We start from the raw sequence: 15,787 nt of genomic DNA on the forward strand, positions 1-15,787 counted from the left end.
ATAATATTAGCCGAATATAATACCTAATACCTAATACCTAATACCTAATACCTAATACCTAATACCTAATACCTAATACCTAATACCTAATACCTAAATATATTACTACTGATATTTTATATCCATACTTTAATACTCTACATATAAGATAATATAATGAAAAAATTCTTTGCTAAATTATTCGGAAATAACACCGAAGGTTCTACATCGTCTTTTATTAAATTACATCCAGCGATTGATAATGGAATTAATCCAACTAAGAATACATTTAAAGGTGGTTTAATTAGCTGTCATTGTCGAATAAATAAAGTAAACATTAAATTATCAGGGCAAACTGCTCATAACCATGCTTGTGGTTGTTCTAAATGTTGGAAGCCTAAAGGTGCATTATTTTCACAGGTTGCCGTTATTCCTCGTGATAATGTTGAAGTTATAGCAAATGCTAAAAAACTCATGATCATCGATGAAACCGCAACCATTCAACGTCATGCTTGTAAAGATTGTGGCGTACATATGTATGGTCGCATTGAAGACACTAATCACCCCTTCTATGGATTAGACTTTGTTCACACAGAGCTATCTAACGAACAAGGCTGGGCTGCACCTACCTTTGCTGCATTTGTCTCTTCTGTGATTGAAACAGGTACAGATCCTCAATCAATGTCTGCAATTCGTGAACGTTTTGAATCATTAGGTTTAGAAACTTACGATTGCTTATCACCTGATTTAATGGATGCCATTGCAACCCACATTAGTAAAAGCAAATAAAATAACCGCTAATTTATTTTTCATAATGATGCCCTTTTAAGTTGTGCCTTATTAGGGTTATCTATTATTTTTGATTGTTCCTATTTGGTAATAATCAATTACAGTATTCGTTATTGTTAAAAACAAAAATAAGAATAGAATATATTCCATCAACCCAATATATGTTTAATGGTTTTTATTATAGTTAATTTTTCATTTTGATCGTACTTGCACTATATTAAATGGTGCCTTTGTAAATGACATCTATAATTAATTATAATAAACCTACAAAATAATATTATCTAATAACAATCCAATAAGAGAAATTTTATGTCTATATCTCTACACCCTTCAATTGATAACGGTTTCATTGCAACTAAAGAAAATTTCCAAGGTGGCGTATTAAACTGTAACTGTACATCAAATACTGTACGTGTAAAATTATCAGGCCAAACTGCACATAACCACGCTTGTGGTTGTTCTAAATGCTGGAAACCAGAAGGCGCAGTATTCTCACAAATCGCTGTTATTTCACGTGACAATGTTGAAGTAATTGCAAATGCTGAAAAACTTGTTGTTATCGACGAGTCTGCAGCTATCAAACGTCACGCTTGTAAAGAATGTGGTGTTCACATGTATGGTCGTATCGACAATACTAACCACCCATTCTTCGGTTTAGATTTCGTTCATACTGAACTATCTACTGACGAAGGTTGGTCTGCACCTGAGTTTGCAGCTTTTGTTTCATCAATCATTGAAACAGGTACTGATCCTAAAGATATGGCAGCTATCCGTGCTCGTCTTAACAAATTAGGTCTTAATACGTACGATTGCCTATCTCCAGCTCTTATGGATGCAATCGCTACACACGTTTACGCTCAAAGTCACCCACAAGCGTAATAGAACAATAATAACAATTAGTTTGTCATAATATATATAAGCAATATCATCCTTTGATATTGCTTTTTTTTTATCCTTTAATTTTAAATATATTGATCCACATAAAAACAAATGCGACCAATGTCACACTTAAATGATAACTCTACATATACTCAACAATAATGATCTAACCTAAACCACAGCTCCTAGTATGGAGATAAACAACGTTTAAACTAAAAAACAGGCCTATTATTACATTACAGTAATAATGATTTTCCATTTTGAGGGATTATCAATTTATAAGGAACAAATATAATAGCTGCATCAAGTCACATGATGGTATTACATTTGTGACTATAATAAACAACGAACACCATGCTTGAACATGGGGTCACATATATTTTTAAGAGAGTGAACGATGACTGACAAATTTATCAAATCAAAAGCTGCTATCGCATGGGGTCCTAAACAACCTCTTTCTGTTGAAGAAATTGATGTAATGTTACCTCGCGCTGGCGAAGTATTAGTTCGCATCGTTGCTACTGGCGTATGTCACACTGATGCATTCACATTATCAGGCGACGATCCAGAAGGTATCTTCCCTGCGATCCTTGGTCACGAAGGTGGCGGTATCGTTGAAATGATCGGTGAAGGCGTAACAAGTGTTGAAGTTGGCGATCACGTTATCCCTCTTTACACTGCTGAGTGTGGCAAGTGTAAATACTGCCTATCTGGCAAAACTAACCTTTGTCAGGCAGTACGTGAAACGCAAGGTAAAGGCCTAATGCCAGACGGCACTACCCGTTTCTACAAAGACGGTCAGCCAATCTTCCATTACATGGGTTGCTCTACTTTCTCTGAGTACACTGTACTTCCAGAAATTTCTCTAGCTAAAATCAGCAAAGAAGCACCACTTGAAGAAGTATGTCTGCTTGGTTGTGGCGTAACTACAGGTATGGGCGCAGTCCTTAATACAGCTAAAGTTAAAGAAGGCGACACTATCGCTGTCTTTGGTCTTGGCGGTATCGGTCTTGCTGCAATCATCGGTGGTACTATGGCTAAAGCTAGCCGTATCATTGCGATTGATATCAACGAAAGTAAGTTTGACCTAGCAATGAAATTAGGTGCAACTGAATGCATCAACCCAATGAAATTTGACAAGCCAATTCAAGAAGTCATTGTTGAAATGACTGACGGCGGTGTTGATTACTCATTTGAGTGTATCGGTAACGTTAACGTGATGCGTTCTGCACTTGAGTGTTGTCACAAAGGTTGGGGCGAATCAGTGATCATCGGTGTTGCTGGTGCGGGTCAAGAGATCTCTACCCGTCCATTCCAACTAGTGACTGGTCGTGTATGGCGTGGTTCTGCATTCGGTGGTGTTAAAGGCCGTTCAGAGCTTCCAGGTATCGTTGACCGTTACATGGCGGGTGAGTTCAAGCTTGACGATTTCATCTCATTCAACATGGGCCTAGAAGACATCAATAAGTCTTTTGACCTATTACACGAAGGTAAGAGTATCCGTACGGTTATTCACTTCGATAAGTAATTATTAGCCTGCATAAGACTCTATTCCCTACGTATAATAATATGCGTAGGGATATCTTATTTTTTATCTTCACTTGTTCAATACCATACGCTAATGGATTAGCAATTAACTCATTAATGATAATATATTCTTATTTTACATAAATCCTATTTAGAACTTTATCTAAATCATCGTTAATTGAGAATGACATTTGTCACGCTCTGCCATTCTATGTCAGAGCGTTTTTTATTTTTTACATAATAATTTATATTTAATACATTACTTGGATTAAGCACTCTCTATAATTAATAAGCCTTTTAATACCAAGTCCTTCTTTTATATTCTCGTTACAAAACGAATACCGAACAGAGACCTTTTCATGAACAGTCGTCTATTCAAATCGTTACCTTTTCAATTAATGATCGCTGCTCTACTGGCATGGGGGTTAGCCTCTATCCTACCTTTGCAAGCGGGTTTTGAGCACTCCACAGCATTTAAATTATTAATGCTCACCAAAACAACCTATATTGGCTTACTTAAAATGCTGGTAGGTATCGTGGTATTATTCTCATTATTACAAGGGATTACCAGCATAGGATCTACCTCGCGTTTGAAAACATTAGGCTATAAAACAATTGCTTTCTATAGTTTAACCTCAACCCTCGCGATCTGTTTAGGTCTTGGTGTATCACTGGCTATTCCCAAATGGCCCCATTTAATTGACACTGCACAAATCACTGTTGGTGACCACATTCAATTAATTGATAATAGTGCTTCATCTGGCGGTGCTATTGCAGAAAAATTATTCAGCATGGCCTTAGTTAACCCCTTTCAAGCACTCGCAACAACCAATCTATTAGCCATTGTTGTTTTTGCCCTATTACTTGGTGTTGCATTATTAGCAAGCTTACCATCAGAGCACCCTGTTTTTGACATTATTTCAGGGATCAACATTGCGATTAACCGAGTCATCTCTGCGGTTATTAAACTGGCACCTTTAGCCGTATTTGCGATTGTATTTCAATTTACAGCACAAAGCGGAAATAGTATTTTTGGTGAATTGCTTTTATTTGCTTTATTAGTTTTTTCACTGACGTTGGTCCACGGTGGAATAGTATTACCACTACTGGCTAAAATATTTACCGGTATTAAATACTCAACATTATTTCGTGCTCTATCAGCCCCTATGGCTATGGCATTTGCAACCTCATCAAGCTCTGCCACCCTGCCTCTGTCATTGCAAACAGCACAAGAAGATTTAGGTATATCACAACCGACTAGCAGTATGGTATTACCATTAGGTTCGATCATGAATATGGATGGTACCGCTCTTTTTGAAGGAGTTGCAGCTATTTTTCTTGCTCAACTCTATGGTATTGAACTTGGAACATCAGGATTGATTCTAATTTTCATCATGGCAATGGTGTCATCAATCGGTGCACCCGGTATGCCATCAGGTTCAATGTCAGGTATGCAACTAGTATTACTTGCGGTAGGTATTCCACTTGAAGCTATCGCAATATTATTAATAATTGAACGGCCATTGGATACTTTTCGTACCGCAGTCAATGTTGAAGGGGATCTAATCGCGGCGTTAGTTGTCGACAAATGGCAAAACCAGTCAACAAAAGTGTGATCTAGGTCTTTTTTAGCATGTTATCGTGTTATCGAATAACAACAGAATATTGCTTTGACACGACCTTAACTGTGTCATAGAATCACCATATGGTAATAACAATAACCACATAAGCTATTGTTATTACTGTTTTTTTAACATCCTTTATATCAATAAAAGTACTGTTTACTTAAATCAACGATATAATGGAGCACTTAGAAGCTCAAGGACGATGTTAACTCACTAATAATTTAAGACAACCATACCCATACTCATTGAAGGGTTATGTGTTGTCTTAATATAAATTAATAGGTTTTAATTATGGTCAAAAAATTATTACAATCATTTGGATTTAGAAGTGCTGAAACTAAATCTCGCCAACTTCGTGAGCGACTTGAGTTTGCTATACAACAAAATTTGGGGCAACGAGAGTCTCGTGCTAATCGTGCACACCACTAATACATTAAATATATTTACGCGCCTTGGCACGAGCAACAACAATAAGACGATTAATTAATACCTTTTGTTTAGCCGTGCCCGCTTGTTTTAATTCCCGTACAATACGTGTCACTTCTGCTTCTAAATACTTAACCGGTTTCGTTTGCACCATGCTACGAATAAGCTTCTCTGCGTTTTCAGGCATCGGCTGTTGTAATGCCCATTCATAGCTATAAATACACGCTCCCGTTGCATCCGGTTCTGGCAACGAAATAGGCACTACTTTTAGCGGTGGTTGCATATCATCAATACGTGAAAGTCGACGATAATACCCCTGTACAACAGATGATTTATGGTAGGGTAATTCACCGTCATGGTAAAGTTTAGGGCCAATATCCTGAGCGACATCAGACTTTGACTCTATAATAAATTGACTGGCATTTTTATCCTTACGGACATAGTGATCTTTCTTCGAATTCTCAACCGTATAATAGATTTTTGCACTATGTTTAGCTCGAGTCATTGCGACATAAGCTAAGCGACGCTCTTCTTCAGTATCAGCCGAAATACCTAATGAAGATCGGTTCACGTAAGGAAATGCATCTTTATCCCAATAGGGTAAATATACCTGACTGTATTCACAGCCTTTAGCTCTAAAAATTGTAGTCAGTTGCACACTGTTATTATTATTTTGTGTCTGATTTTCACGTGCTGATTGTTGTGTATAATATTCAAAATACTGCAATGCCTTATCGCAGTTTTGATCCATTGATTCCAATACAGTTTCAACACTGTCTAACCGCTCAACCGCTTCTTCTATTTCAGTGGCTGTTGCTTCTGTTTTCCAAATCCAATTATCGAGTTCACTGTCTCTACGATACTGCCTATATACCGCTAAGGCTTTAAAATTGCCCTTGCGTTGTAACATTATTAATAACTCAATCCGATCTTTAAACGTTTCTAAATTTAATGTTGGTTGAATTTTTTCAGTTTGCTTAATTAAACTTAGCCATTCATTACTTGCTCGTTGAGCTAAAGTCTCACACAACGGGCGTAAACTTTTATTCGGCACATAGCAGTGTGGAAATGATAATAAATTAAATAATAAATTAGCTTTATCGTTATCAGCTAACGTTAAAAATCGTCCTGTCGCCAATGTCATGATATCCATCAACAATTTCACTTCACGGCTATGCGTTAACACAGAACCGATAGGCATATGATATGGGATTTTTTTAGTTAAAAACGCTAACTCAAATAACATCGCTTGTGACCATCGTCTAACTAAAATAGCCGCTTCTGCAGGTTGCCCACCTTGCTGAATAAAATCAAAGACTGATTGTGCTATTTCCCCCACTTGGCGCGCTGTACCAATCACATCAACAGTCGTATCGGCAACAGATTCATGAGCAATCGTCTGAAAATCATGAAAGCGCTGTTTATTATTAGCGATCAAATGGCTCGCAGCTAATGCTAAACTATGACCAAATCGAAAAGTATGTGACAGCGTGTATGTCGTCGCGGGGGCAAAATCTTTTTCAAAATCAAGCATAAATTGTGGCGCACTACCACGCCATTTATAGATACATTGATCGACATCCCCTACCGCCACTAATTGTGCTTGTGGTGACAATAACAGTTTTAATAACTGATATTGAGCAGTATTGATATCTTGAAACTCATCAACCAACATGAACTGAATTCGCTGATGATAATAATCACATAACGCATGATCATTTTTTAACAGCTGGATTGTTTCTACCAACCAATCATCAAAAAACAATTGTTTTCGTTCTTTACGAACTGTTTCAAAATTCCAGAATGCTTCAATAATAAAGGTATATTCATTATTAATTTCTGATAATTCAAACACTTCTTTAGGTGGTAACATGTGGGCTTTTACTAGCCCAATAAAGCTCATTAGCAATTCAATTGTTCGTGGATCTTTGAACGTCTGTTGCTTTTGATATGATTTTTCTTGAGCAGCCATTTGGCGCAATACAAGTTTAGCTATAGTTTTATCACTATCACCGTTATTAAAGTCAATTTGATAACCCGTGGTTGATAAATACCCGGATTGTCTTAACAACTGAAAACAGAAGCTATGAAAAGTATGAACGGGAACCCGATCCGCTTGCGGAATTTGTACTAACTTTGCTTTAAAATCAGTACGAATATCACGGTTAAACATTAATACCAGCATCTTATCTGCCGCAATCGCCTGTAATTTATGCTCAACAATACCTACTAGCGTCGTTGTTTTACCCGTTCCTGCGCCAGCCACGCACAACGCATTGCCTGACTGATGATGAATAAAAGCAGTTTGTTCAGCAGTAAAACGGGTCATTAAAAATACTCAGTAAGACAATAAATGCATAACGGGCGAGTATAACAATTGCCATGTGAAGTTTAAATCGCAAACCACGATTGAAGTAAACAAACGCAAATGTAGCGTTGGTCTATTTCTATTGTTAGAATTCGACACCATAATGAATGGCAAAATGCTATTAACTGACCACCCTATGACCGTATTTATCGGTGTTATAACTACTAAGAACTAGCACATGTTAAAAAACAAAAGTTTCATGACCAATGCCCTCTCTCTTCTCCTTTTATTCATTGGTTATATTAGCAATCAACATATTATTCTTTACTGCGGCTTATTTGCCTTTTCAGGCGCATTAACTAACTGGCTTGCTATATATATGTTATTTGAAAAAGTACCCGGACTTTATGGTTCAGGTGTTATTCCAGCCCGTTTTGAAGCCTTCAAGGCTGCAATAAAAGCATTAATGATGGAACAATTTTTTACTGAGCAGAATATTAGTCGCTTTTTAAATCAAGATGAAAACCAAGCTGCAACATTAGATATGCAACCGATTATTAGCAAAATCGACTTTGCACCCACCTTTGATTCATTATTAGATGTGATTATGAACTCATCATTTGGTGGCATGATCACAATGATGGGTGGGCCAGAAGCCATGCAACCGTTACGCGAACCTTTTATTGCAAAAATGCAAGAATCTGTAATCGATATCAGTCAACAAGATGATTTTAAAACAGCACTTAAGCAACAGTTAATCAAACCTGAAACATTGCATGATATTGAAAGTAAAATTGAAGAGATTATCGATCAGCGTTTAAATGAACTGACGCCTAAAATGGTCAAAGAAATGGTGCAAAAAATGATCAGTGAGCATCTTGGCTGGCTGGTTATTTGGGGCGGTGTCTTTGGTGGCATTATCGGTATCATTTCAGCACTTATTACAGGTTAATACCTACCCGACATCAGCCGTATTGTTTTTATATAAAAGCATACGGCTGTAACAATATTTTTCTCGTAACATTGTTGTTAATCACTCCCTTTGTCACCGCCCTAATTTCTACAGCAACAGCCAATATGATTCTTTTTCACTCAATTACTTTCATTAATTACTCGAAAAGTGTGATAAGTGTTGAACTATAATAACTAACAGTGATAAATACCTGTATATCTATCCAGTTGGAATTCATTTTTCTTGGCAAATTTCTCAACCCATTTCACTGTTGCGGCAATTGTTAGTGGTTTAACAGCAACCACGCTTCTATCTGCTGACCATATAAGTCCCACCATTGCGCTATGGATGACCTTTTTCGGTACCATCGGTGGACTTCTACCCGACATTGATTCTGACCACTCAACGTCAATGAAAGCCTTATTCACACTCTTGGCGGGGTTTTGTTGTTTTCTGCTCGTCAGTCATATTTATACTCAAGTAGCAATGCTAGAGCTGATTATTTATGTCGTATCATTATTTGTTACCATTCGTTATTTTGGTAAATCGATATTTGACCGTTGTACCGTTCACCGCGGTGCATGCCACTCTATTTCTTTTGTTACACTCATTGCCCTTTGCTGTGTACATATTTGTGTCTTACTGGGTCATACCGCAACCGACAGTTGGTTAGCTGGCGGTTTTGTATTACTTGGCGGCATCGTACATTTAGCATTAGATGAGATATACAGCGTCGATCTATCAAACAAACGCTTAAAAAAATCATTTGGTACCGCCCTTAAACCCTTTGCTTTTACCAAACCGTTTATTAGCCTTGCTCAAATTATAGCGATTATTATCTTATTTGATCTTGCACCAAGTTATGACGGTGCTTTACAAGTTGTCACTAACTGGAGTCATTTTCAATTGACCCCAGTATGGTTCAATGTTGATGACGCCAAACAATGGCTACTGCATATGTTTTATATTACCCCTCGAGATTTACATGCATTTTATCAACGTTTTTAATCGCCAATAACTCTCATCTCTATTATGTAAAACATCGCACTTCCCTGACTGTACTTTACATTTAGTACAGTTACCCCTCCAAGGGCAATCGTTTGCTTTTTTACTGGCAGTCCAAGAATGAACCGAGTATTATGCTCAATAAGATGAGTGATTGAGGTGACTTCTATCTTGAGCACTCTGTATTTCGATGTCATCATTTTGAAATAGGAATTTCACCATGAGCCTTGCCGATCAAGTTCTTGCCGTCAATGACGACCTTCCCATCCGTACCGATAAACCTGTTCACAGCGGAAAAGTACGCTCCGTTTATTGGCTAACAGAAGCAGATAGTCGTCGTCTTATTCAACAAAAAGGCTACAATGTTCAACCTGATGCGCCATTAGCAATTATGATCATCAGTGATCGTATCTCTGCATTTGACTGTATTTGGCATGGTGAAGGTGGCTTAAAAGGTGTTCCAGGTAAAGGGGCGGCACTCAATGCCATCTCAAACCATTGGTTTAAACTATTTAAAGATAATGGGTTAGCTGATAGCCATATTCTTGATATTCCTCATCCTTTTGTATGGATAGTACAAAAAGCAAAACCGGTAATGGTAGAAGCAATTTGCCGCCAATATATTACTGGCTCAATGTGGCGAGCATACAATCAAGGAGAGCGTCAATTCTGTGGTATTCAACTGCCTGAAGGGTTAAAAAAAGATCAAAAATTACCACAACTACTGATGACACCGTCTACCAAAGGTATTCTAAAAGGTATTCCTAATGTCCCAGAAGCAGATGATGTCAATGTTACTCGTGAAGATCTCATCAATAACTACCAAGCCTTTAATTTCCATAATATCGACGATATTAGCTACTATGAAAAACTATTAGCCGATGGTTTTAATGTTATTAGTGACGAATTAGCAAAATTAGACCAAATTTTTGTCGATACTAAATTTGAGTTTGGTTATGTTACCGATGCTAGCGGTAATGAAAAATTGATTTATATGGATGAAGTTGGCACCCCTGATTCATCACGCATTTGGGATGGCGCGGCATACCGCGATGGACAGATTGTTGAAAATTCGAAAGAAGATTTCCGTCAAGTTTTATTAAATTATTTCCCAGATCCAGATATTCTTTTAAATAAAGAGCGTATGCCTGAACGTTTTGCTTTAGCTGCAAATAACGATCTTCCTCAAGACGTATTAATGCAAATATCTAAAATCTATACCGATATTGCAGAAAAAATTACGGGTAAGCCAATTACGCTAAGCCAAGATCCTAAAACAGAAATTATTGATATTTTACGCCACGAATACCAATTAATTGATTAACTCTGCTATGAGAGCTATTCCGATAGCTCTCTTTTTTACATTAATATTCACATTTATCTTACCATTATTCTTTTCCCGTATTTCCCCCCTTACGCCACTCTCAAATTAAACAAAACACCAGCAACTTCACCGCAACAAAAACAATCAACAACACATAAAAACACCACTATTAACGTCAAAATAAAAAACAAACAATTAACAAGCAAGCCTATTAGGACTCATTATAAAAAGAAGTAATCCTACTTATATTGTCATTATATTACATATTTTAACTTTTAATATTAACAATTAACTTTAATGTCAAAATTATACTATTTTAACTGCAAAATAATGCATTTATTAATTGAATAAGTACAACGGTATAATTTATGCTTTTATCGAAACTAGAATTGATATAAATATTTATAAGTACTTATTTTTTATATTTAACAACCTTAGGAGGTTTTATGGACAGTATTACTGATCCTACAACCAAAAAAACACGCAGCCGCGAATGGAAAATGTTCCTTTTTATTACCATTTTTCTTTTCCCTATTTTAAGCGTCATTTTCGTTGGTGGTTATGGCTTCACTGTATGGATGTTGCAATTATTTGTCTTTGGTCCTCCCGGTCACGGTGGTTGATCCCCTACTTCAAACTGAAAGCATCATTTAACGAGAAACAATAATGAAAGCATTTTTAAAAAAAGCTTGGCTAACCCTATCACGTCCAAGCGTCCATATTAGCCTTGGTGTTCTTGCCCTTGGTGGCTTTGTTGCTGGTATTATTTTTTGGGGTGGTTTCAATACTGCACTAGAAAAAACCAACACTGAAGAATTTTGTGTTAGCTGCCATGCCGATAATATCGTGCCTGAATATGTAAATACTATTCATGATAAAAACCGCTCAGGTGTACGAGCAACATGTCCTGACTGTCACGTTCCTCATGATTGGACAGATAAAATTTCACGTAAAATACAGGCGAGTAAGGAAGTCTTTGCTCACTTTGCCGGCTTTATTGATACCCCTGAAAAGTTTGAAGATCGCCGTATTGTTCTCGCTCAGCATGAATGGGAACGCTTTAAAGCCAATGGTTCACAGGAATGTCGTGACTGTCACGATTATAAAGGCATGGATTTTGAAAAAATGTCACCTGTTGCTCGCGTACAAATGAAAAATGCCGCAGAACGCGATCAAAGTTGTGTTGATTGCCACAAAGGTATTGCCCACCACTTACCAAAAGATATGGACTCTAGTGGCGGTATGATTTCAGAATTGGTTCAACAATCACATGGCACCAACTACAGCAAGGGTGAAGAAATTTATAGTGTGCGTTTCCTTCCTGTTTATGAAGATAAAGCAATGAAAGTTGAGGCCGGTATTCTAAACCCAGCTTCTGGCGTAAAAGTCATTGATGAAACGGATGATGCGATAGAAGTTGAAATTGCAGGCTGGCGTAAAGACAAAGGCTATGGTCGTGTGATTCAGGAAGACTTTGGTATGAATATTCCTGTGGCTTCTCTACTGAAAGAATCTGCCCAAAATGACAAAGTGGTTGAGAAATACGAAGAAAAAGTCGATGACTTAACCGGTCTTCCTTGGCAACGTGTAACGGCAACAGTGTGGATGCCTAAAGATTCATTAATTAACGACATTACACCGGTATGGGCGCAAGCAAAAACAGCTTACACCACCAACTGTTCAGTGTGTCATACCCAACCAGCTGAAGCTCACTTTGATGCCAATACATGGCCAGGAATGTTTAACGGTATGTTGGCATTTGTAAACTTTGACCGTGATAGTGAAGCGATTGTGTTGAAGTACTTACAGAAACACTCTTCTGATTTTTCTAATGGCCAACACTAAGCATTGATGGAGTAAATACTATGTCTGTATCAAGACGCTGTTTTCTAAAAGGCCTTGCAACAACAAGTGCAGCCACTGTGATTGGCCCAAGCCTACTCGCCTCAGCAAAGGTGTTTGCTAACGATGAGATAGGACAAGGCACTTGGCGCTATTCTGGCTCACACTGGGGTGCTTTCCGCGCTCAGATCTATGCGGGTAAAGTACAACAAATTGAAGCGATTGAAATAGATAAAAACCCAACTGAAATGCTCAATGGCATTAAAGGTATTATCTATAACCCATCACGTGTTCGTTATCCAATGGTACGTCTAGATTGGCTTAAAAAGCATAAATTTAGCGGTGAAACTCGCGGTAATAATCGTTTTGTTCGTGTCACATGGGATGAAGCATTAGATCTGTTCTACCGTGAACTAGAGCGTATTCAAAAAGACTACGGTCCATGGGCATTACACGCAGGTCAAACGGGCTGGCGTCAAACGGGTCAATTCCATAGCTGTACCAGCCACATGCAACGTGCTGTGGGTATGCATGGCAACTACATCACCAAAGTTGGCGACTACTCAACAGGTGCTGGTCAAACCATCATGCCGTATGTGCTAGGTTCGACTGAGGTGTATGCTCAGGGTACATCATGGTCTGAAATTTTAGACAACAGTAAGAACATTATTTTATGGGCTAACGATCCCGTTAAAAACCTACAGGTAGGTTGGAACTGTGAAACCCATGAGTCCTACCCTTACCTTGCGCAACTAAAAGAAAAAGTAGCTAAAGGTGAAATCAATGTAATTTCGGTTGATCCGGTTAAAAACAAGACCCAACGTTACTTAGAAAACACCCACCTTTATATTCACCCACAAACAGATGTACCATTTATGTTGGGGGTGGCGCACACGCTTTACACTGAGAATCTTTATGATAAAGAATTCATCAAAATGTATTGCTTAGGCTTTGATGAGTTCATTGGTTACGTAAAAGGCGACACTAAAGACAAGGTTGAAAAAACACCAGAATGGGCAGCAGAGATTTGTGGCGTACCAGCGGATCAAATCCGTGAATTTGCCCGAATGTTAGTTAAAGAACGTACTCAAATTCTATTTGGTTGGTGTATTCAACGTCAAGAACACGGTGAACAACCTTACTGGATGGGCGCTGTTATTGCAGCTATGGTCGGTCAAATTGGCTTACCTGGCGGCGGTATCTCTTATGGTCACCATTACTCTGGTATCGGTGTACCATCAACAGGCTTTGCAGCGCCGGGTGGTTTCCCACGTAACGTTGATGAAGGTCAAAAACCGAAATGGGATAACAACGACTTCAATGGTTATAGCCGCACTATCCCTGTCGCACGCTTCGTCGATTGTATTTTAGAGCCCGGTAAAGAAATTAAGTACAACGGCTCTAAAGTGATTCTGCCTGATTACAAAATGATGGTGATCAGCGGTAACAACCCTTGGCATCACCACCAAGATCGTAACCGCATGAAACAAGCATTCCAAAAATTGCAAACTGTGATAACGATTGATTTTGCATGGACAGCAACCTGCCGTTTCTCAGATATCGTACTACCAGCATGTACTCAATTTGAACGTAACGATATTGACGTTATGGGCTCATACAGTGGTCGTGGTTTAATCGCGATGCAAAAACTGGTTGATCCGCTTTATCAATCAAAAACTGACTTTGATATTTTTACGGAATTATCGCGTCGTTTTGATAAAAATAAAGAATACACCCGTGGAATGGATGAAATGCAATGGGTGCAATCGCTGTATAATGATTGCCGTAAAGCGAATGCTGGCAAATTCGACATGCCTGAGTTTGATGTATTCTGGCAACAAGGTTTTTTAGACTTTGGTACGGGTAAGCCGTGGGTTCGCCACGCAGATTTCCGTCAAGATCCTGAAATCAATGCACTGGGCACACCTTCAGGTTTCATTGAAATCTCAAGTCGTAAAATTGCCCGTTATGGCTATGAACACTGTCAAGGCCACCCAATGTGGTTTGAAAAGACAGAACGTTCTCATGGTGGTCCAGGCTCTGATAAACATCCGTTCTGGATGCAATCTTGTCACCCTGACAAACGCTTGCACTCACAAATGTGTGAATCCGATGAATTCCGCGCGACGTATACCGTTCAAGGTCGAGAGCCTGTTTACATCAACCCTAAAGATGCTACAGCTAAAGGCATTAAAGACGGTGATGTTGTACGCGTGTTTAACGATCGTGGTCAATTACTTGCGGGTGCTGTCGTGACAGATAGTTACCCACAAGGTGTCGTCAGAATAGAGGAAGGTGCATGGTATGGACCATTAAATGAAAAAGTAGGTTCGCTTGATACTTATGGCGATCCAAACACATTAACCATGGATATTCCAACGTCTGAACTAGCACAAGCAACCAGCGCCCAAACCTGCTTGGTGAACATTGAGAAATTCAATGGCAAATTACCACCAGTAACAGCTTTTGGTGGCCCCATTGAAGTGAGTTAATTACTTATATTAAAACCAAGCCCCTTCATCGCTAAGATTGAGGGGCTTTTATTTATCATCACTTCAAATATTCCCTTCTAAATAATTTTCAGCCGCCTCGTTTTTAAAGAAAGCAAAAAATCATCAAATGGAAATAAAATAAGCATATTTCTATAATAAGTCTCTTTTTCAGCAAACTTATTGTGCACATATTGATCAAATTCAATGAGTGAGCGAAAATCAACTCATAGGCACGGAGGTTTATAACAATTATATGATTATGGATATTTTACTTTCAAGGTAAAAAATTATGTCAGGTTTCGCCTACCCCCACACTTGTCCATTAATTGATCGCCAAATAGGTCGAGCAAAAGGTGATTTGACCCTTTATATTCGTGATTTATTACGTTCTTATAAGATTGAAATCACGGGTAAAGAAATGCTTCTTGCTGGCGAGGAGTTATTTAGCGCACTGAGTGATATTTTTGAAAAAACACGCACAACAAATGAAGATATGCGTACAGAGGCACATAAACAAATTGTGGCTTTAGAAGCAGAAAACATGGAATTACGGGCACTATTATATTGCCAACGTCTTGCCAGTTAAGAGTAATGGCCCTTCAGAACAAAACAATAAATAAAAAAGCCACCACGAACGGT

13 protein-coding genes are annotated in these 15,787 nt (G+C 38.3%); 12 read left to right on the top strand and 1 reads right to left on the bottom strand.

Features of this window, described 5'->3' with window-relative positions; all coding sequences use genetic code 11:
• Positions 1-156: 156 nt before the first annotated feature.
• From gfa (BTO21_RS06655) to BTO21_RS20045, 5 genes are all read left to right on the top strand, one after another.
• Positions 157-768, top strand: a complete 612-nt coding sequence (gene gfa, locus BTO21_RS06655; RefSeq protein WP_082056901.1) for an S-(hydroxymethyl)glutathione synthase — start codon at positions 157-159, stop codon at positions 766-768.
• Positions 769-1,077: 309 nt separating this feature from the next.
• On the top strand, positions 1,078-1,647 hold the full coding sequence (gfa, locus tag BTO21_RS06660) for an S-(hydroxymethyl)glutathione synthase (RefSeq protein WP_045031772.1): 570 nt from the start codon (positions 1,078-1,080) through the stop codon (positions 1,645-1,647).
• A gap of 397 nt (positions 1,648-2,044) precedes the next feature.
• Entirely contained in the window at positions 2,045-3,175 is a 1,131-nt protein-coding gene (locus BTO21_RS06665) for an S-(hydroxymethyl)glutathione dehydrogenase/class III alcohol dehydrogenase (RefSeq protein ID WP_045039084.1), read from the top strand.
• 358 nt (positions 3,176-3,533) lie between these two features.
• On the top strand, positions 3,534-4,790 hold the full coding sequence (locus BTO21_RS06670; RefSeq protein WP_045032735.1) for a dicarboxylate/amino acid:cation symporter: 1,257 nt from the start codon (positions 3,534-3,536) through the stop codon (positions 4,788-4,790).
• A gap of 300 nt (positions 4,791-5,090) precedes the next feature.
• Entirely contained in the window at positions 5,091-5,228 is a 138-nt protein-coding gene (locus BTO21_RS20045; RefSeq protein WP_170064497.1) for a hypothetical protein, read from the top strand.
• Positions 5,229-5,232: 4 nt separating this feature from the next.
• Here BTO21_RS20045 and BTO21_RS06675 read toward each other — a convergent pair whose 3' ends face one another.
• The gene (locus BTO21_RS06675; protein WP_045032737.1) at positions 5,233-7,554 is read right to left on the bottom strand and encodes an ATP-dependent helicase; all 2,322 of its coding nucleotides are present in this window, start codon (positions 7,552-7,554) and stop codon (positions 5,233-5,235) included.
• Positions 7,555-7,771: 217 nt separating this feature from the next.
• Here BTO21_RS06675 and BTO21_RS06680 point away from each other — a divergent pair, with 217 nt between their 5' ends.
• The 7 genes from BTO21_RS06680 (at position 7,772) to BTO21_RS06715 (ending at position 15,734) form a co-directional block, all read left to right on the top strand.
• Positions 7,772-8,485 (top strand): DUF445 domain-containing protein, encoded by a 714-nt coding sequence (locus tag BTO21_RS06680; RefSeq protein WP_045032738.1) that lies wholly within the window; start codon positions 7,772-7,774, stop codon positions 8,483-8,485.
• Between the two features lie 243 nt (positions 8,486-8,728).
• Positions 8,729-9,493, top strand: coding sequence for a metal-dependent hydrolase (locus BTO21_RS06685; protein WP_045032741.1), 765 nt, complete (start codon positions 8,729-8,731; stop codon positions 9,491-9,493).
• Between the two features lie 217 nt (positions 9,494-9,710).
• Positions 9,711-10,814 carry a phosphoribosylaminoimidazolesuccinocarboxamide synthase gene (locus tag BTO21_RS06695; RefSeq protein ID WP_045032744.1) on the top strand — a complete coding sequence of 368 codons (1,104 nt, stop codon included), beginning with the start codon at positions 9,711-9,713 and terminating at the stop codon, positions 10,812-10,814.
• Between the two features lie 446 nt (positions 10,815-11,260).
• Entirely contained in the window at positions 11,261-11,437 is a 177-nt protein-coding gene (torE, locus tag BTO21_RS06700; RefSeq protein ID WP_065193464.1) for a trimethylamine N-oxide reductase system protein TorE, read from the top strand.
• Between the two features lie 43 nt (positions 11,438-11,480).
• Complete coding sequence (gene torC, locus BTO21_RS06705) at positions 11,481-12,659, top strand: pentaheme c-type cytochrome TorC (RefSeq protein WP_065193465.1); 1,179 nt, start codon at positions 11,481-11,483, stop codon at positions 12,657-12,659.
• 20 nt (positions 12,660-12,679) lie between these two features.
• A complete protein-coding gene (gene torA, locus BTO21_RS06710) occupies positions 12,680-15,148 on the top strand; it encodes a trimethylamine-N-oxide reductase TorA (protein WP_045032748.1) in 2,469 nt (822 codons plus the stop codon).
• A gap of 289 nt (positions 15,149-15,437) precedes the next feature.
• Positions 15,438-15,734: a hypothetical protein gene (locus BTO21_RS06715; RefSeq protein ID WP_045032750.1), complete on the top strand. Its 297-nt coding sequence runs from the start codon at positions 15,438-15,440 to the stop codon at positions 15,732-15,734.
• Positions 15,735-15,787 lie beyond the last annotated feature (53 nt).

This window comes from Photobacterium phosphoreum, from assembly GCF_002954725.1.
Taxonomy (GTDB): Bacteria; Pseudomonadota; Gammaproteobacteria; order Enterobacterales; family Vibrionaceae; genus Photobacterium; species Photobacterium phosphoreum.